This window comes from Actinomycetota bacterium, from assembly GCA_030017835.1.
Lineage (GTDB): Bacteria > Actinomycetota > Aquicultoria > UBA3085 > Oleimmundimicrobiaceae > Yes70-04.
Genome location: JASEGU010000001.1, coordinates 124,888 through 142,970 on the forward strand (window position 1 = coordinate 124,888; position 18,083 = coordinate 142,970).

Genomic DNA, 18,083 nt, shown 5'->3' on the forward strand with positions numbered 1-18,083 from the left:
ATAACTGCAAGAAAGATGACGGCAAAGATAATCGGAGTCGGCTCCTACCTTCCCGAACGGGTCCTTACCAACCAAGACTTGGAGGAGATGGTCGATACCAGCGACGATTGGATAAGGACGAGAACCGGCATTTTGGAGAGGCGGATAATCGAAGCGGATGAGAATGTCTCCGATCTTGCGGCCAAGGCCTCCTTAAATGCCATCTCAGACGCCGGCTTAAAGGTGAGCGACATCGATCTCATAATCCTTTCAACTTGCTCACCCGAGATGATCCTACCCTCTACTGCCTGCTTGGTTCAGCACAAGATTGGAGCCAAAACTACCCCGGCCTTCGATGTGATGGCTGGTTGCACGGGCTTTATCTACGCTCTCTCGGTCGCAGCCCAATTTATTGAGACCGGGACATACCGAAACATCCTCGTCATCGGAGCCGATGCCCTCTCTCGTCACATAGACTGGCAAGACAGAAATACCTGCGTCCTTTTTGGCGATGGGGCTGGAGCGGTCGTTTTGGGTCCCGACCTTAATGGGTTTGGCATCCTTGCCAATTATCTGGCCTCAACAGGGGCCGGAGCAGGGCTCCTATCCATTCCAGGCGGCGCTTCCGCTGCTCCGGCCCACGCCGACTCGTTTGATAAGACTGAGAATTACCTTCAAATGAACGGCTCGGAGGTCTTTAAGTTCGCCACAAGGGCTCTTCCCCGGGCCGTAAAGGACGTAACTAGGCGGGCCAACGTGGACTTGAGCGGGATAGATTATATAATCCCCCATCAGGCAAACTATCGAATAATCGAGACGGCGGCTAGGAAGCTCAATGTGGATTCTGATAGAATCATCAATAACATCGAAAGACTCGGCAATACATCGACGGCCTCGATACCCATTGCTCTAGATGAACTATACCGAAGCGGGCGGCTTAAGAGGGGCGATTTGATGATCTTGGTGGGCTTTGGAGCCGGATTGACCTGGGGGGCCAATTTAATAAAATGGGCGGATCATTAGACGATCAAGAGGTGGTTTAATTGAATTATTTCTTCAGTGAAGAGCAGGAAATGGTAAGGGATCTGGCAAGGAAGATCGCCCTTGACAAGGTGGTGCCGAGGAGAGCCGAGCTCGACGAGAAGGAAGAGTTCCCCTTCGATATCATGGAAGCGATAGGCAAAGCCGATCTCTTCGGCCTCTATATCCCCGAAGAATACGGTGGTCTCGGCATGGGTTCCTTCGAAACTCTCTTGGTCGTCGAAGAGCTCAGCCGGGGCTGCTGCGGAGTTTCGGTAAGTTACGCGGCAAGCGCGCTTGGGGCCTACCCGATCCTGCTCTTCGGCTCGGACGAACAGAAGAAGCGCATCCTTCCCGGCTTGGCCTCCGGAGAAAAGCTTGGCGCATTTGGATTGACCGAGGCGGGAGCCGGCAGTGATGCTTCGGCCATAAAGATGACGGCCAAAAAGGACGGAGATAACTACGTCTTAAATGGTACCAAGCAATGGATAACCAACGGCGGCGTGGCTGAGATCTATACGATAATCGCCATGACCGACAAGAATAAGGGAAGCCGAGGCGCCTCAGCCTTCATAGTCGAGGCGAATACTCCAGGCTTTTCAATCGGCAAGAAAGAGAAGAAGATGGGGATAAGGTCGTCGATAACGACCGAATTGATCTTTGAAGACTGCAAGATACCCAGTGATAATTTGATCGGGAAAGAGGGGCTAGGCTTCATCATCACCATGAAGACGCTAGACATGACCCGCCCCGGGATTGGCGCTCAAGGGGTTGGTCTCGCCCAAGGGGCGCTTGAGGCTGCTTTGGACTTTGCGTCTAAGAGGATACAATTCGATCAATCGATCTTGAATCTTCAGGCAGTTCAGCATATCTTTGCCGACATGGCGACAGAGATAGAGGCAGCGAGAGCTCTTGTCTATGCGACCGCAAGAACGATCGATGCCGGGGAAAAGAATTTTTCTAAAGAGTCGGCTATGGCCAAAAGATTTGCGACCGATGTGGCCATGAAGGTGTCGATTGACGCCGTTCAGATGATGGGTGGCCACGGATATATGCGTGAATACCCGGTTGAGAAGATGATGAGGGATGCTAAGGTCTTACAGATATACGAGGGAACCAATCAGATACAGAGGAACGTAATAGCTTCACAGCTCGTCAAGGAGATCATGATCAACAATCGCTAGATACCCATGAAGATAATAGTCTGCATAAAACAGGTGCCCGCCTCCACCGAAGTAAGACTGGATCCGGTCACCAATAATTTAATAAGAGATGATAGTGAGGGGGTAATAAACCCCTATGATCTGCACGCCATCGAAGAGGGAATCGGGCTCAAAGAGAGCTACGGAGCTGAACTGACCGTGATCTCGATGGGTCCTCCAGCGGCTTGCGAATCCTTGCGCGAGGCTCTTGCCATGGGGGCAGACCAAGCCGTCCTTATCTCTGACAGGAGATTTGCCGGCTCCGACACCCTGGCGACCGCCTACGTCTTGGCCAAATCAATAGAGAGACTCGGCGGCTGCGATTTAGTAATCTGTGGCAGACAGACCATAGACGGGGATACGGCTCAAGTAGGTCCAGAACTTGCCCAAAAACTCGACTTTAACCTTGCCACCAACGTCTCGGGCGTAGAAGAGCTCACCAAAGACCGCGTCAAGTTAAGAAGGATGGTCGAAGACGGTTACTACCTCTTGCGGATTGGATTGCCGTTATTGATCACCGTTACCAAGGAGATCAACACGCCCAGGACCGCTTCTTTAAAGGGGATGATGAGGGCGAAGAAAGCAGAAATCTTAAATCTTTCGGCCGATGATATCATGGCGGATCCGGAGAAGATCGGCATAGCCGGCTCCCCAACCAAGGTTAAAAGGGTCTATAAGCCAAACATTTCAAGGGGTGGTCAGATATTTAAGGGTGACCCCCAAGCGGCTGCCAAAGAGCTTTTTGACAAGCTAAAGAATGATAAGATTCTATAGCCAGATAAGCGGGATCAATTACTTTTATGATAAAGGTCGATTTAGAAATATGCGATGGTTGCGGTCTTTGCGAAAAGGCCTGCAAATATAGGGCGATAAAATTGATCGATGGCAAGGCTCGAATCGCTCCAAGCTGCAATTCATGTAAAGCATGTTTTACATCCTGTGGCAACAGAGCTCTGATTGATATGACTTATGAGGTTTTGAGGAAAGAAGGGGAAGAGACCAAGTGAAGTCGATCTGGGTCTTTATCGAGATTAGAAGGGGAAAGATTGCCCCAGTCTCGCTCGAAATCTTGGGTGAGGCGAGGCGGCTTGCAAACCAATTGGGCGGAAAGCTGGTTGCTCTTGTTTTGGGACAAAATCTCAAGGAGATCTCCGAAGAGATAGCTACATTTGGACCAGATGAGGTTATTGTTCTGGAGGATGAGGCGTTGACCGAGGCGAGTGAAGATAACTTTGCTCAGGCCTTGGCCGAACTGGTCAAACGATACTCACCAGATATTATTCTTGGTGGAGCTACCATTTTTGGCAGAGCCATGATCCCTCGCCTTGCGGCCATGCTCGAGACCGGCCTTACAGCCGACTGCCTTGAGCTAGCCATCGATCAAGAGAGCGGTCTGCTTCTTGGTAGTTGCCCAGGCTTCGGCGGCAACGTAATGGCCGAGATCGTCTGTCCGGACAAACGGCCCCAGATGGCGACGATCAGGCCTAATGTCTTAAAATCACCTGCTCCTGATGGCTCAAAGCCCTGCAAAATATTTTACGAAAAATTGGAGAAGGGACTGATCTCAAAGAGTGAGATTCTGGAATTCATCGAGACCGAAGGCGATGCGGTCAATCTTGAGGACGCAGAGATAATTGTTGGCTGTGGCCGCGGAGCGGCCACAGAGAAGAACTTCGAACTAGTAAAAGAGCTGGCGGATCTGCTCGGAGCCAGTCTCGGCGCAACCAGGCCGCTGGTGGATAACGGTCTTGTCGCCTATCAACAGCAGATCGGTCAGACGGGAAAGACCGTTTCTCCAAAACTCTACATCGCTTGCGGAATTTCTGGGGCAATTCACCACGTGGCTGGAATCCAGTCGTCCGACTGCATAATCGCCATAGACAAAGATCCGGATGCCCCCATATTCGACGTTGCAACATATGGGATAGTCGGCGATGTTGCGGCCGTTCTTCCCCATCTCATCGACGAGATCAGACGGAGTGGAAGGGGGCCGGCATGAAACACAAGCTAGCGTTCATCTTCCCTGGTCAAGGCTCCCAATATGTAGGTATGGCCAAAGATCTTATGGCTCTTGGAGATGAGTACGAGGTCCTCTTCGATCGGGCAAGCGACGTCTTGAAGAGGGACATCAAAGAGATCGCTGTCTCCGGTCCCGAAGGAGAGCTTTCTAGGACACAAAATACCCAACCGGCCATTTTCATAACCAACCGTATAGCCGAACTCTGTTTGCGGAGAGAGGGGATGGAGCCCAGCATTGTGGCTGGGCACAGCCTTGGAGAGTATAATGCCCTTCTTTCGGCCGGTGTCTTCGATTTTGAGACAGCGCTAGGCTTGATAGCAGAACGCTCGCTTATCATGGAGAGGACGGCGGCCGAATCGCCCGGCAAGATGGTCGCTGTGATCGGCCTGGACGCAAAGACCGTTCAAGAAACGATATTAAACTTGAGCAATGAGGGCGTGATAGGCATAGCCAATTATAATTCACCCGCTCAAGTGATAGTCTCAGGTGAGAGCGGACTGATCGCTCTGTCCCTTCAGAAACTTAAGGCTGCCGGCGCAAAGCGGCTGATAGAACTCGAGGTTAGCGGCGCCTTTCACTCCAAGTTGATGGCAACCGCTGCGAAAGAATTCTCGAAAAAAATTGACTCTGTCAACTTTGCGGAGCCAAAGTGCGCCGTGGTCTCAAACTTGACCGGCAGGGCTTCAAGATCGGCCGACGAATTGAAGAAGGCTCTGATCGGCCAGATGGACTCATCAGTCCGTTGGGTCGATTCGGTCCTCGAAATGGAGGCCGAGGGCGTTCACACCTTCATAGAACTTGGACCAAAAAAAGTCCTATGTGGCCTGGTCTCCAAGATACTCCCCGGAGCAACCACACTAAATGTGGAGGATAGCGAGAGTCTAAAAGCGACCATTTCAGCCATTAAGGAGGCAAAATGAATCTTTCAAACAAAGTTGCTCTAGTTACCGGAGGAGCTAAAGGCATAGGCAGAGAGACATGTCTGCGCCTTGCCGAGCTCGGAGCCGATATAGTCATAAACAGCACGTCCAGCAGTCAAGATGTTCCTTCGCTCATCGAAGAGATCGAGGCTCTGAAGGTTAAGGCGCTTCATCTTCCGGCCGACGTCTCGAAGATGGCGGGAGCCAAGGAATTGATCGACAAATCCCTTGAAGCCTTCGAAAGGATCGATATTTTAGTCAATAACGCCGGCATAACCCGCGATAATCTAATTATCAGGATGAAAGAGGACGAATTTGACGACGTGATTGCCGTGAATTTAAAGGGTGTCTTCAACTGCATTCAGGCCGCTTCAAGAGGGATGCTCAAGCAGAGGAGCGGCTCGATAATAAACGTCTCCTCGGTCGTCGGTCTGACCGGAAATATCGGTCAAGCAAACTATGCGGCCTCAAAAGCTGGTATAATTGGTCTGACCAAGACGGTGGCCAGAGAGTTTGCCTCGAGAGGGATACGGGCTAACGCTGTGGCTCCAGGATTTATCGAGACCAGGATGACAGAAGTTCTACCAGTTGAAACGAGAGAAAAGCTCATCTCATCGATACCCCTTGGGGTCTTTGGAACTCCAAGAGACGTCGCTAACCTAATAGCCTTCTTGGCCTCGGATGAGGCGTCTTATATAACAGGTCAGGTTATAAGTGTTGACGGCGGAATGGTAATGTAATGTATAATCCATAAATCAATTTTAAGGAGGAGTTAGGTGTCTGAGGAGATTTTTGAGAAGGTCAAGGAGATAATAATCGATCAATTGGGGGTTGATGGATCGGCAATAAAGGCCGAGGTATCATTCTTAAATGATTTGGGGGCCGACTCGCTCGACATAGTCGAATTGGTTATGGCCTTTGAAGAAGAGTTTAACCTGGAGATATCCGACGAAGATGCCGAGAAGATCTTGACCGTAAACGATGCGGTTGAGTACATAGCCAGCCACTCTTAATATGCAAATTCATTGTCGGAGATTTATTAATGGAATTTCCTGAACTTAAAATAGGGAAGTTAAAAGCCAAGCTTCCCATAGTACAAGGCGGAATGGCTGTCAGGATTTCGATGGCACCCTTAGCGGCGGCTGTTGCCAATGAGGGTGGCATCGGTCTGATAGCAGCCTCCGGAATACATCCTGAAGAACTGGTCAAGACCATCAGAGAGGCGAGATCTCTCTCTGACGGTATAATCGGCATAAACGTAATGGTTGCCGTGCGAGAGTTCTTGGACCTGGTGCTTGCGGCCGCAAAAGAGGGCATTGACCTAATCGTCGCCGGCGCTGGTTTTTCGCGGGATCTCTTTGCCATAGGCAAGGAGTACGACGTTCCGATCGTTCCCATTGCCTCATCCGTCAAGGCGGCTAAGCTGGCTGAAAAATTCGGCGCATCGGCCGTAATCGTCGAAGGCAAGGAGGCCGGTGGTCATCTCGGCACCGATCAGCCGCTATTTTCCATTCTTCCCGATATCGTCAAGGCGATAAAGATTCCGGTTATTGCGGCCGGCGGAATACTGCACGGTCAGGACATGACCCGGGCGATATGTATGGGAGCTGACGGGGTTCAGATCGGCACCAGATTTGCGGCAAGCGAGGAGAGCGGAGCGGCCGATTCTCTCAAAGAGACCTATGTAAAAGCCAAGGCGAATGACGTGGTTCTGGTCGAAAGTCCCGTCGGGCTGACGGGAAGGGCGATAAAGACCCAGTTTGTAAAGGACCTTTTCGAAGGGAAGATTCCGTCATTTAAAAACATCAAAAAATGCATGGTCTGTCTAAAGCATTGCAACAGAAATTACTGCATCATCGAGGCACTAGAGAGGGCTCAACAGGGCGACATGATCAAAGGGCTAGCATTCTCCGGCGAGCGGGTTGGTGAGATTTCAAACGTCCTGCCCGTTAAAACGATAATATCCAACCTCATGAAAGAGTTCAAAGAGAGCTTTAAGGGGGGCCAAGGTTGCAGCGAAGGGTTGTAATTACGGGTCTCGGTCCGATTGCGCCGACCGGAATCGGCAAGGATAGATTCTGGAATTCGCTGGTTGAAGGGGAATCCGGGATAGACACCATAACTCTCTTTGACCCGACAGACTACGCCTCAAGGATAGCCGGTGAAGTTACGGATTTCGTGGCGACCGATTATATGGATTTTAAAGAGGCAAAGCGGATGGACAGGTTCTCGCAGCTTGCCGTAGCCGCGGCTAAGCTGGCCCTTCAAGATGCGTCTCTTGAGATCACGGATTCGATATCGGAGAGGACGGGCGTAATAGTCGGCTCTGGAATCGGGGGACTTAGGACACTAGAGGATCAGAACCGGATCTTGTTCGAGAAGGGACCGTCAAAGGTCAGCCCCTTCCTTGTGCCGATGATGATTCCAGACCTAGCTGCGGGCAACATATCGATATTCTTCAACGCCAAGGGCGTAAATTATGCAACCGTTTCGGCCTGTGCCTCGGGAAGTCATGCGATTGGCGAGGCCTTCGAGGTGATAAGGCGAGGGGCGGCAGATATCTGCATCGCCGGCGGAAGCGAAGCCCCGGTCACGCCGCTCTCAGTTGCGGGATTTGCTTCGGCAAGGGCGCTTTCCACCAGAAATGATGAGCCCAAGAGGGCGAGCCGCCCCTTCGACGCCGAAAGAGATGGATTCGTCATCGCAGAAGGGGCCGGGATCGTGATACTTGAAACCTTGCAAGGGGCTCTTGAGAGGGGGGCTCACATATATGCTGAGGTATTGGGCTATGGAGCAACCGCCGATGCTTACCACATAACAGCACCCGCTCCAAACGGGGAAGGGGCGGCAAGAGCCATGCGAATCGCCCTTGAGCAGTCTGGACTAAATCCTGCCGATATCGGCTACATAAATGCTCACGGCACATCCACCTCCCTCAATGATGAGTATGAGACCATGTCCATAAAGGAGGTCTTTTCAAGCTCTGCCGATGATCTTCTAATCAGCTCCACTAAGTCCATGACGGGTCATGCGCTCGGAGCGGCCGGAGGCATAGAGCTGATAGCCTGCGCAATGGCGATAGAGACCGGCCTCATCCCCCCAACCATTAATTACGAGAATCCCGACCCCAAATGCGATCTATTTTATGTTCCAAATACCAAAATGGAGAAGAAGATCTCTTATGCCATGTCCAACTCCCTTGGATTTGGCGGCCACAACGCGAGCTTGATAGTGGGGGCGGCAACAGAAGAGAAGGGCTAGAATAAGGCGGAAGATTTTTTTGAATCAGGAATGCGACCTTGACCTGGCTGAAGCGGCCATAGGTCTTGAGTTTAACGATAAAAGACTCTTAAGAACCGCACTCACCCACGGCTCTTACTCCGCAGAGAATCAGGCTGAAGATTCAAACGAACGCCTCGAATTTCTCGGCGATTCGGTCCTCGAACTCATCGTGACAGAAGAACTTTTTGTCACCAATCCAACCTTGTTGGAGGGGGATTTGGCTAAGATAAGGGCCAAGGTCGTTAGCTCAGAAAGCCTTGCTTTGGTTGCCAAGAAGATATCCCTTGGCGATCACCTATTTCTTGGCAAGGGGGCCGAGGCCTCAGGAGCCAAAGATCAGCAGTCCATCTTAGAGAACTCACTTGAGGCCTTAATCGCAGCCGTCTATTTGGATAAAGGCCTGAAGACGGCAGGGCAATTTGTTTTAAACTTGTTTAAGGACGTAATTTTAGAGGCGGTTCAAAGCGGCGGAGAACATGACTTAAAAACCACTCTGCAAGAAGCGACCGTCAAGAGATTCAACGAGCTTCCAGTCTACAGGATCCTTGAGGAGAAGGGCCCAATGCACCAGCGAAGGTTTAAGGCTCAAGTAAGCCTTAAGGATAAGGTCCTTGCAACCGGCGAGGGAAGTAGCAAAAAGACTGCGGAACAGGCTGCAGCTAAAGAAGCGCTGAATTTAATCAAGGGCGACCACTTTATTTTCGATTATTGATCATCTTTTAGTTGGGAGACGAGTTAGTTGTACTTGAAGTCCTTAAACATCAAAGGGTTTAAGTCATTTGCAAAAAAGACCGCCTTGGATTTTGAGCCTGGAGTTACAGTCATCGTTGGGCCCAATGGAAGCGGTAAGAGCAATCTGACCGATGCTATTCTTTGGGTCTTGGGCGAGCAGAGCCCACGATCACTTCGGGGCTCCCAGATGGAGGACGTGATATTTACGGGCAGCTCAAGCAAGCCAGCCTCAGGCCTTGCTGAGGTCTCTCTGGTTCTCGATAATTCCGATGGCTATCTGCCTATAGAATTTGCTGAAGTCACAGTGACCCGAAGGATGTCGCGTTCCGGCGCGAGCGACTACTTCATTAACGGCTCATCCTGCAGGCTGATAGATGTTCAGGATCTCCTTTCGGACACCGGGCTTGGCCGAGAGATTCATTGCATAGTCGGCCAGGGGAGAATCGATGAGATTTTGAGTTCCAGGTCGGATGAGAAGAGACTCCTCATTGAAGAGGTGGCCGGAGTCTTGAAACACCGGAAACGGAAGGAGAGGGCAGTCAAGAAACTCTTTGGCATGGATCAGAATCTTCTTAGGATAAAAGACGTCGCCAAAGAGGTGGAGAGGCAGCTAAACCCTCTAAAAGAGCAGGCAAAGCTGGCAGAGAAGGCGGCAAAATTAGCAAATCAGATTAAAGAGGTCGAGACTTCAATTATTGTTTTCGATCTATATAGCCTTCAATCGGAATGGAAGAACACCACGGCCAAGGTTGAATTATTCAAAAGCCAGTTGACCGAGTTGAAAGAGGAACTCTTAACTAAAAAGGACGAGATGGATTCGATACAGGTCGAATTGGAGGAGAGGGGCGATTTTGTAGGCGATATCGGGGAGAATAGGCGCGAGTTAAAGGGCATCATCGAGCGCTTCAATTCCGGCCTTCTACTTTTGGAAGAGAAGGGCAAATACCTGGTAGAAAAGCTGAGCGATCTTAGGATGCAGATATACCGACTAGAGAGCCTGATAAAAAGCAAGGAGGAAGAGGCGGCTCAATTGAATCACAAGATTGATGTGTTAAAGATCGACGAAGAAGAGCTAGACTCGGTAAATGATGAGAAAGAGCGCCAGGCAGAGACGCTCAAGAAGAGCTTGGCTAAAGCCCAAAGAGATAGCCTCAAAATTAAGGAAGAACTCACCAAAAAGGCGGACCTGATCAAGGCGAAAGATGAAGAGCTTGGAGAGATTAATCTAAAGCTGAGTTCGTTAAGGGCCGAAAGCGACATGCTCAAAGGCGGGCTTAAGGCGGCTAAGGAGGGCGAGCTTCCTACAGCCAAGAATATCGAGAGATTCGAAAAAAATCTTACCAAACTGGAGTTGGAACTTAGGAAGGCCCAGGATGAAACGAAGAGATTGGAGCTCTCCTCTCTCAACAACGAGAAAGAACTCTTAAGATTGACGCTCCTCAAGCGGAAGGCAAGCGAAGAGCTCTTGGGGTTGGAAGGCAAGATCAACTCCATAGCGGCCAATTTAGAATCGCTTCTGCTCTATCCGGATTCCATAAAATGGCTACTTTCCGAGGTGATTGGGAGCGAAAAGGGGCAGCTCCTTAGCGAAGTCATGGATGTGAAGGAGGGCTATGAAGTTGCCATTGAAGCGGCCCTCGGAGATTTGGTCTATTCACTCCTGGTGGCTGATGTCTCGTCGGTAAAAGAGATCTTAGATAGCCTAAAGAATCAGAAGAAGGGCTCGGCGAGCATCATTCCTCTGAAATGGCTCGATTTTGATACTCAAAAAGGGGAGGCGCCCAAGGGCACAGTTTTGGCCATAGACGTCGCTCTGCCTAAAAAAGGTTTTGAGGGTGCGGTTAAAGCGGTCCTGAGGGGCATCTTGATCGTCAAAGATTTGGATGAGGCTATTCAGATGGCTAAGTCCAGATCCAGCCGGTTCGATTTTGTGACGTTGGATGGTGATCTGATAAAAAAGGAAGGAATTATCAAGGGCGGTCTTACAGATCCCAAAAGTCCAATAGCGTTTAATGCGCAACTAGCCGAACTTAGGAAGAAAAAGTCTCTTCTTAAGAAGGAGATTGATGACTTAGAGTCCGCCATTGAAGAAGCTGAAAAAGTAGGCGGGAAGATTGATGAAGAGGTCAATCTGTCTAGAGATATTTTAAACGGCAGCCTTCAGAAGAAGAGCGAAGCCGTTCTCATGCTCAGATCAGAACGTGGACATCTTAAGCAGCGGCAAAAGGAGAGGGGCAGACTTGAGGCGCGTCTTGTTGAGATCGACGAGGCCATAAGGGAAGCTGCTTTAAGCGAAGAATCTCATAGTTTCGCAAAAGACGGACTCATAAAAGATTTGACCAGATTGGGAAACGCCTCTTTGGAAAATGAAACAACCCTTTCAGGCCTCGAGAAGGAGATCTCTGCTCTCAGCCTTAATCTGAGTGAGCTTAAGGCCAAAAAGGAGGCGGCCAGTGAAAGGCGTGCTTTCTTGAGCGAACAGCTAAGCGCCCTCGAAGTCGATTTGGCAAGTTTAAGAGAAAATCTTAATGCGGGTTATCAGACAGTTGAGGCGAGAGAAAATTTAAGAGGTAGGATACAGCCGCTTCATCAGCTCTTTACAGCTCTATTTGCGCGAGCTGTCGAGCTTGATGAGATGCTTAAATCAACGGCCATGGATGAGAAGCTGGATACCAAAAAGTCCAGAGAGAGGCATAAGCTTCTAACCGACAACTCCTCTTTGATCTTGCGAAAGATCGATCAATTGCAGGAGGAGATCGGCCGGATCGATGTCGAAAGGGGCCAACTCGAACTCAAGGTCACCGAGCTTACAAAAAGGCTGAACGAGGATTTTAGTATCAGCCTGAAGGTGGCGCTCTCCATGGCACCCAAAAGGTTGAATTTGGATGAGGCTCACGGAAAGTTGGCTAAACTTAAATTGAACCATTCGAAGATCGGCCCCGTAAACGAAGTGGCCGCCCAAGAGTGTTCCAACCTTGAGGAGCGCCACAAGTTCTTATCCGATCAGATGGCCGATTTGAAACGAAGCCGAAGCTCACTCCAGAAGGTGATCAAGGTCATCGAGCAGAAGATGACCGATAGATTTTACGAGACCTTTGAGCTAGTAAACAAGCATTTTCAGGATATATTTGCAAGGCTGTTTCCGGGCGGCGAGGCGAGTCTGATCTTGACCGGCGAGGACGACCTCCTCTCTTGTGGGATAGAGATAGAGGCCAACCCCTTAGGCAAGCGACTCTCCAAAATAACCCTTCTTTCCGGTGGCGAGAGGTCACTCGTTGCCCTGGCACTCCTTTTTGCCATTTACCACACCAAGCCAAGCCCATTCTACGTTCTAGATGAGGTTGAGCCCGCCCTGGACGACAACAATCTCGTTCGTTTCCTTGCGCTTCTTCAGGGCGAAAGGGCAAAGACCCAATTTCTGATAATCAGCCATCAGCGAAGGACAATGGAGATAGCCGATTCCCTCTACGGAGTCTCCATGCAGTCGGATGGCATCTCTACGGTGATATCTCAGAAATTGGGTCAAATGAGCGACAAGGCCAGTTAATGGAGCAGAAATTTGCTAAATAGATTTAGAGATGGATTAAAGAAAAGCCGAGACAGCTTTTTGGGACAACTTGGCCGGATATTATCAAAGTCACCTCTTGAGATCGAGTTCTGGGAAGATCTTGAAGAGGCGCTCATATTAACGGACATGGGAGCAGGCCGGGCCTCGCTGATTTTAGATGATCTGAAAGAGCGGGTGCTCAAGGATAAGGAGTCGACAGGGGAGTCCATAAAGAAGATGCTTGCCGATGAGATAGCATCAATGTTGGATACCACTCGAGGCGATCTACTCGACGGCAACAACCCTAAGGCCATAATCTTGGTTGGAATAAACGGCACCGGCAAGACTACAACGATTGCAAAATTGGCAAACCTCCTAAAAGAACAAGGCAAGAGCGTAGTTTTGGCGGCCGCTGATACATTTAGGGCGGCCGCCACAGAGCAGCTTGCAGAGTGGGCAAGGCGCTTAAAGGTGGACATAATAGCTCATAAGACGGGCGGAGACCCGGCAGCGGTCGCCTTTGATGCGATAAACGCAGCAAAGGCCAGAGGCAAGAGGTTTATCCTGATCGATACGGCTGGCCGTCTTCATACAAACCAGAATCTCATGGCTGAGCTCAAGAAGATAAAGCGGGTAGCCATAAGGGAGATGGGGGAAGAGTCGGTGAAGGTACTCATGATTATCGATGCCATAACGGGTCAGAATGGGATAGCACAGGCAAAGATATTCAACGAGGCGCTCGATCTGGATGGAATAATCTTGACCAAAATCGACGGCACGGCAAAGGGTGGAGTAGCAGTTGCCGTTTCAAGCGAGCTTGGGGTGCCGATAGTCTACACTGGATCTGGCGAGGGACTTGTCGATCTGATTGAATTCAACTCAAAAGAGTTTGCGGCCGCCCTTTTGGATATATAGTCCTAAATTGACAGAGGGCGCGCGCTTCTGTAATATTACCTGGCCATTTAAATCGATCAAATTGCGGAGAAAAGAGAATGTTCGACAACCTTTCAAACAAATTGCAAAACATCTTCGCTAAGCTCAAGGGGCACGGTCGCCTGAGCGAGGCGAATGTGGACGAAGTTCTTCGAGAGATTAGGATCGCCCTTCTAGAGGCGGACACTAACTTTAAAGCCGTCAAAGAGCTGATCGCAAGGATAAGAGAGCGCTCGATCGGCGCTGAGGTCATGGAGAGTTTAACCCCTGCCCAGCAGGTTATAAAGATCGTCAAAGAGGAGCTCATAAGTCTTCTTGGTAAAGATTCGCCCAAAATTAATTTATCCTCGAAATTGCCGACCCTAATCTTTATGGTCGGACTTCAGGGCTCCGGAAAGACCACCTCCTCGGCTAAGCTGGCTAATCACTTCAAAAAATTGGGGAAGAAGCCGCTTCTCATTGGAGTCGACGTCTACCGGCCAGCCGCCGTAGATCAACTGGAGGCTCTTGCCCAGAAGATCGGCGCACTAGTCTATTTTGAGAAGGAAAGCGATAGTCCTTCTGAGATAGTTCGTCGAGGCTTAAAGAGGGCGCTCAGCGAAGCTTGTGAAGTCGTCATAGTCGATACGGCAGGCCGTCTCCATATCGACGAGGAGATGATGGACGAACTTAAAGCATTAAGTGACGAGTTTAAACCGGATGAGACGATATTAGTCGTCGATTCGATGATGGGACAAGATGCAGTCAATATGGCCATCGCCTTCAAAGAGAGGGTCGATTTTACCGGGCTCCTCTTGACAAAGCTAGATGGCGATAGCAAAGGCGGAGCCGCGCTATCCATAAAAGCGGCAACGGGCGTACCGATAAAGCTAATCAGCACGGGCGAAAAGATGGATAGCCTTGAGTTATTCCACCCGGATCGGCTGGTTTCAAGGATGCTTGGACTGGGCGATGTCTTGACCCTCATCGAGAAGGTGGAGGCCAGCTTAGACGCAGAAAATGCTGTCAAGCTGGCTGAGAAGATAAAGAAGGATGAACTCGACTTAAACGACTTTTTGGCACAAATGCAAGGGATTAGAAAGATGGGCTCCTTCGATCAGATACTCTCAATGATGCCAAAAATTCCAGGCCTTAAAACCAAGAGTCTCCCTTCGATTGACGATGCCCATTTCAAGAGGATGGAAGCCATTATAGCCTCAATGACCAGAGAGGAGAAAGAGAACCCAAGGTTGATAAATGGAAGCCGCCGCCAAAGGATCGCAAAGGGAAGCGGGACCAGACCGAGCGATATCAACCAACTCTTAAAACAGTTCAACGATACAAAGAAGATGATGAAACAATTTGGAAATCTAAATACACGTGCTAAAATGGGAAAGAAAATTCTACCCCATCTCAATTTCTAAGGAGGTGAAAAAGCTTGGCTGTAAAGATACGATTGACTAGGGCCGGCAGCAAGAAAAAGCCGTTTTATCGAATAGTGGCCGCAGATTCCAGAATGCCAAGGGACGGGAGATTCTTGGAGATAGTCGGAAGGTATGATCCGAAAACCGACCCATCCTTTATAGAGTTCGACAAAGAGAAGGTCTTCAAATGGCTTAGCAACGGCGCGAAGCCGACGAATACTGTCGAGAAACTGCTCGAAGTGAGCGGCGTCCGCAGCGAATTCGAGACTAGATAGGTGAGTTTACGGGAGGAAAGATGAAGGAACTTTTAGAAACTCTGGCTCAAGCTCTGGTTGATAACCCCGAAGCGGTTAAGGTGAATCAAATAGACGGTGATAAATCAGTTATCCTTCAACTTCAGGTCGCCCCCGATGATATAGGCAAGGTGATCGGCAAGGAAGGCCGGATTGCCAAAGCCATTAGGACGATCATTAAGGCATCGGCAACCAAAGAAGGCAAGAAGGCGATAGTCGAGATACTCGATTGAGACTGCCTTAGGTTGGTCTATTTTGGAAGAGTCATTGGTTGCTGTAGGAAAAATTGTAAAGGCTCATGGTCTAAAGGGGGAGGTAAATGTCTTCCCCCTGACGGATTTCAAGGAGCGATTCGCAGAGGGTTCATCCCTAATCCTTACCCCTTCGACCCTCAAGCAAAGCAGACTCGAAGTCAGAGCCGCAAGGTTTGGCAACAAGTTCATTACCGTAAAATTTAGTGGGGTAGATGAGAGAAGATCTGCCGAAGAGCTGGTGGGCAGCACCCTCTCCATCCCGGCTGATCTTAAGATGGAGCTGCCAGATGATAGGTATTGGGTCGATGATCTGATCGGGCTTGCGGTGATTGATGCGGCCAAGAACCCGGTAGGCGAAGTAGTCGAAGTTCGATCAACTCCATTTAACGATATATATGTGGTCAAATCCAAAGATAAAGAATATCTGATCCCGGCGGTTAAAGAGATAGTCAAGAGGGTAGATGTCGAGGCGGGGCTTATAATAATTGACCCGCCGATCGGACTTTTGGAGTGATCTGATTGAAGATAGATATCGTCACCATCTTTCCCGAAATGTTCGAATCGGCCACCCAAAGCGGCGTTTTATCCATAGCCCAGAAGAAATCGCTTCTCGAGCTGAATCTGGTCAATCTCAGGGACTTCACCTCCGATAAACACGGCCAGGTTGACGATCTCCCTTACGGGGGAGGGCCAGGCATGGTTATGAAGGCTGAGCCCTTTTTCAATGCGGTTGAGTACTTGAAAAAAAAGGGAGGGGCGAAAGAAGGACGGGCCAAGGTCATCGCATTCTCTCCTCAAGGTGAACGCTTCGACCAGAATATGGCCTACGATATGGCCAAAGAAAAGCACTTAGTCCTTCTCTGCTGCAGGTATGAGGGCGTAGACGAGAGAGTCAAAGAGACCCTAATTGACCGGGATATATCGATGGGCGACTATGTGGTCTCGGGCGCTGAATATCCGGCGATGCTCTTTGCCGACGCCGTTGTTAGGCTTCTGCCCGGTGTCCTTGGCGACGAAGAGTCGCTTCTTGAGGAGTCATTCTCCCCTGGGCTACTTGAGTATCCCCAATATACCAGGCCATATGATTTCAGAGGACTCAAGGTTCCAGACGTACTCTTGAGCGGGGATCACGAAAAGATCCGCCTCTGGAGGAGGGCGATGATGCTCAAGGTAACCGAGCAGAAAAGACCAGATCTCTTCTCAAGGCTCACTCTGAGCGATGAGGATAAACGACTTTTAGAAAAATTTGAGAAAGATAATTAAATTCCTGCTCAAATTGTAATCTCTGTGTTATAATTTCTTCTTGTTATCTGAAGGGGGTAAGCAGTTCATGAAAAACATAATAGAGATGATCGAGAGGGAAGAGATGAGGAGCGATCTTCCCGAAATAAAGATCGGTGATACCGTCAACGTCCACATCAAGATCATCGAGGGAAGCAAAGAGAGAATTCAGGTTTTCAAAGGGATCGTTATTCGTCGTCAAGGGGGCGGCGCAACCGAGACCTTCACCGTTAGAAAAATCTCATTTGGAGTCGGCGTCGAGAAGACCTTTCCCATCAATTCTCCCAAGATTGTCAAGGTAGAAGTGGTCTCTAGCGGGCACGCACGGCGCTCGAAACTCTATTTCCTTCGAGATCGTGTTGGTAAGAAGGCAAAGCTCCGCGAAAAGAAGAGATAGGATATAATCCAACAAAACTTAAAGAATATATTGTCAATACAGAAATAATTGATAAACTAAAATACAAGGAATTCCATCGAAAGGTGGAATTTCTTGTATTTATATCCACTCATATTCAAAGACTGTTTCTTCTTGGCGTGGAGGGAGGTTTTTGAGCCGAAGCGATCCGACCTATGAGTTTGAGCACAAACTTTATGAAGCCGGTTTTTTTCATGTTGCCGGGGCAGATGAGGCCGGACGAGGAGCGCTCGCTGGGCCCTTGGTTGCCGCGGCCGTAATCCTTGCAAAAGATCCACCCATCTTAGGTCTAAACGATAGCAAGGTTCTGTCTTCCAAGATTCGTCTTAACCTCTCTGAGCAGATTAAAAAGAGCGCCATCTCATACGCCATCGTTAGGGTGTCGAAGAATCGGATAGATGAGGCGGGCGTCCACCTAGCCAATCTTGATGCCCTCTCCTTGGCTTTAACAGGCCTTCACATAGAGCCCGATTATTGTTTGATCGATGGCTATGAGCCAAGAGGAGTCGAAAAACCATTTCTTACACTAAAGCGAGGAGACTCAAAATCGGTCTCCATCGCTGCAGCCTCAATACTTGCCAAGGTTGAGAGGGATCAGATTATGTTGGACCTTCACGATCGTCATCCAGAATACGGGTTCGATCGGCATAAGGGTTACTGCACAAAGGATCATCTCGACAAATTGAACAGGTACGGCCCCTTAAAGGAGATTCATAGGTTCTCTTTTTCACCCGTCTCAATGGCGCAAAAGAAAATAATGGGGCGGCGGGTAGATTGAATTCCCTTGGCCCAGAAGGCGAAG

General features: G+C 49.6%; 20 protein-coding genes. All 20 read left to right on the forward strand.

Annotation, left to right across the window (positions count from 1 at the left end; genetic code table 11):
• Nucleotides 1-15: 15 nt before the first annotated feature.
• The 20 genes from QMD53_00640 (at nt 16) to QMD53_00735 (ending at nt 18,059) form a co-directional block, all read left to right on the forward strand.
• Nucleotides 16-1,002, forward strand: coding sequence for a beta-ketoacyl-ACP synthase III (locus QMD53_00640; GenBank protein ID MDI6799186.1), 987 nt, complete (start codon nt 16-18; stop codon nt 1,000-1,002).
• A gap of 20 nt (nt 1,003-1,022) precedes the next feature.
• Entirely contained in the window at nt 1,023-2,183 is a 1,161-nt protein-coding gene (locus tag QMD53_00645) for an acyl-CoA dehydrogenase family protein (GenBank protein ID MDI6799187.1), read from the forward strand.
• Nucleotides 2,184-2,189: 6 nt separating this feature from the next.
• Entirely contained in the window at nt 2,190-2,975 is a 786-nt protein-coding gene (locus tag QMD53_00650; protein ID MDI6799188.1) for an electron transfer flavoprotein subunit beta/FixA family protein, read from the forward strand.
• 26 nt (nt 2,976-3,001) lie between these two features.
• Nucleotides 3,002-3,208 (forward strand): 4Fe-4S binding protein, encoded by a 207-nt coding sequence (locus tag QMD53_00655; protein ID MDI6799189.1) that lies wholly within the window; start codon nt 3,002-3,004, stop codon nt 3,206-3,208.
• Nucleotides 3,205-4,200, forward strand: a complete 996-nt coding sequence (locus tag QMD53_00660; GenBank protein MDI6799190.1) for an electron transfer flavoprotein subunit alpha/FixB family protein — start codon at nt 3,205-3,207, stop codon at nt 4,198-4,200. The genes QMD53_00655 and QMD53_00660 overlap by 4 nt, the downstream gene beginning before the upstream one ends.
• Nucleotides 4,197-5,141 (forward strand): ACP S-malonyltransferase, encoded by a 945-nt coding sequence (gene fabD / locus QMD53_00665; protein MDI6799191.1) that lies wholly within the window; start codon nt 4,197-4,199, stop codon nt 5,139-5,141. The genes QMD53_00660 and fabD overlap by 4 nt, the downstream gene beginning before the upstream one ends.
• Complete coding sequence (gene fabG, locus QMD53_00670; GenBank protein MDI6799192.1) at nt 5,138-5,881, forward strand: 3-oxoacyl-[acyl-carrier-protein] reductase; 744 nt, start codon at nt 5,138-5,140, stop codon at nt 5,879-5,881. The genes fabD and fabG overlap by 4 nt, the downstream gene beginning before the upstream one ends.
• Nucleotides 5,882-5,917: 36 nt before the next feature.
• Nucleotides 5,918-6,154, forward strand: coding sequence for an acyl carrier protein (gene acpP, locus QMD53_00675; protein ID MDI6799193.1), 237 nt, complete (start codon nt 5,918-5,920; stop codon nt 6,152-6,154).
• Nucleotides 6,155-6,183: 29 nt separating this feature from the next.
• Nucleotides 6,184-7,170: a nitronate monooxygenase gene (locus QMD53_00680; protein MDI6799194.1), complete on the forward strand. Its 987-nt coding sequence runs from the start codon at nt 6,184-6,186 to the stop codon at nt 7,168-7,170.
• Entirely contained in the window at nt 7,152-8,402 is a 1,251-nt protein-coding gene (gene fabF / locus QMD53_00685) for a beta-ketoacyl-ACP synthase II (GenBank protein ID MDI6799195.1), read from the forward strand. The genes QMD53_00680 and fabF overlap by 19 nt, the downstream gene beginning before the upstream one ends.
• Before the next feature lie 19 nt (nt 8,403-8,421).
• Nucleotides 8,422-9,135, forward strand: a complete 714-nt coding sequence (gene rnc / locus QMD53_00690) for a ribonuclease III (protein MDI6799196.1) — start codon at nt 8,422-8,424, stop codon at nt 9,133-9,135.
• Between the two features lie 27 nt (nt 9,136-9,162).
• Nucleotides 9,163-12,702, forward strand: coding sequence for a chromosome segregation protein SMC (gene smc / locus QMD53_00695; protein ID MDI6799197.1), 3,540 nt, complete (start codon nt 9,163-9,165; stop codon nt 12,700-12,702).
• 60 nt (nt 12,703-12,762) lie between these two features.
• Nucleotides 12,763-13,617 carry a signal recognition particle-docking protein FtsY gene (ftsY, locus tag QMD53_00700; GenBank protein MDI6799198.1) on the forward strand — a complete coding sequence of 285 codons (855 nt, stop codon included), beginning with the start codon at nt 12,763-12,765 and terminating at the stop codon, nt 13,615-13,617.
• Nucleotides 13,618-13,694: 77 nt separating this feature from the next.
• Nucleotides 13,695-15,038 carry a signal recognition particle protein gene (gene ffh / locus QMD53_00705; GenBank protein MDI6799199.1) on the forward strand — a complete coding sequence of 448 codons (1,344 nt, stop codon included), beginning with the start codon at nt 13,695-13,697 and terminating at the stop codon, nt 15,036-15,038.
• A 14-nt stretch (nt 15,039-15,052) separates the two neighbouring features.
• Nucleotides 15,053-15,313, forward strand: a complete 261-nt coding sequence (rpsP, locus tag QMD53_00710) for a 30S ribosomal protein S16 (protein MDI6799200.1) — start codon at nt 15,053-15,055, stop codon at nt 15,311-15,313.
• A 20-nt stretch (nt 15,314-15,333) separates the two neighbouring features.
• Entirely contained in the window at nt 15,334-15,564 is a 231-nt protein-coding gene (locus QMD53_00715; GenBank protein ID MDI6799201.1) for a KH domain-containing protein, read from the forward strand.
• A 22-nt stretch (nt 15,565-15,586) separates the two neighbouring features.
• The gene (rimM, locus tag QMD53_00720) at nt 15,587-16,099 is read left to right on the forward strand and encodes a ribosome maturation factor RimM (GenBank protein MDI6799202.1); all 513 of its coding nucleotides are present in this window, start codon (nt 15,587-15,589) and stop codon (nt 16,097-16,099) included.
• A gap of 5 nt (nt 16,100-16,104) precedes the next feature.
• Entirely contained in the window at nt 16,105-16,848 is a 744-nt protein-coding gene (trmD, locus tag QMD53_00725; GenBank protein ID MDI6799203.1) for a tRNA (guanosine(37)-N1)-methyltransferase TrmD, read from the forward strand.
• Between the two features lie 67 nt (nt 16,849-16,915).
• Nucleotides 16,916-17,263: a 50S ribosomal protein L19 gene (gene rplS / locus QMD53_00730; protein ID MDI6799204.1), complete on the forward strand. Its 348-nt coding sequence runs from the start codon at nt 16,916-16,918 to the stop codon at nt 17,261-17,263.
• Nucleotides 17,264-17,414: 151 nt separating this feature from the next.
• Nucleotides 17,415-18,059 carry a ribonuclease HII gene (locus tag QMD53_00735; protein ID MDI6799205.1) on the forward strand — a complete coding sequence of 215 codons (645 nt, stop codon included), beginning with the start codon at nt 17,415-17,417 and terminating at the stop codon, nt 18,057-18,059.
• The last annotated feature ends 24 nt before the right edge of the window (nt 18,060-18,083 follow it).

Excerpts from the sequence above, each read along its gene's own strand:
- QMD53_00640 (MDI6799186.1), top strand. The coding sequence starts at position 16 with ATGACGGCAAAGATAATCGGAGTCGGCTCCTACCTTCCCGAACGGGTC.
- QMD53_00650 (MDI6799188.1), top strand. The coding sequence starts at position 2,190 with ATGAAGATAATAGTCTGCATAAAACAGGTGCCCGCCTCCACCGAAGTA.
- QMD53_00655 (MDI6799189.1), top strand. The coding sequence starts at position 3,002 with ATGATAAAGGTCGATTTAGAAATATGCGATGGTTGCGGTCTTTGCGAA.
- fabD (MDI6799191.1), top strand. The coding sequence starts at position 4,197 with ATGAAACACAAGCTAGCGTTCATCTTCCCTGGTCAAGGCTCCCAATAT.
- fabG (MDI6799192.1), top strand. The coding sequence starts at position 5,138 with ATGAATCTTTCAAACAAAGTTGCTCTAGTTACCGGAGGAGCTAAAGGC.
- QMD53_00680 (MDI6799194.1), top strand. The coding sequence starts at position 6,184 with ATGGAATTTCCTGAACTTAAAATAGGGAAGTTAAAAGCCAAGCTTCCC.
- ffh (MDI6799199.1), top strand. The coding sequence starts at position 13,695 with ATGTTCGACAACCTTTCAAACAAATTGCAAAACATCTTCGCTAAGCTC.
- QMD53_00715 (MDI6799201.1), top strand. The coding sequence starts at position 15,334 with ATGAAGGAACTTTTAGAAACTCTGGCTCAAGCTCTGGTTGATAACCCC.
- rplS (MDI6799204.1), top strand. The coding sequence starts at position 16,916 with ATGAAAAACATAATAGAGATGATCGAGAGGGAAGAGATGAGGAGCGAT.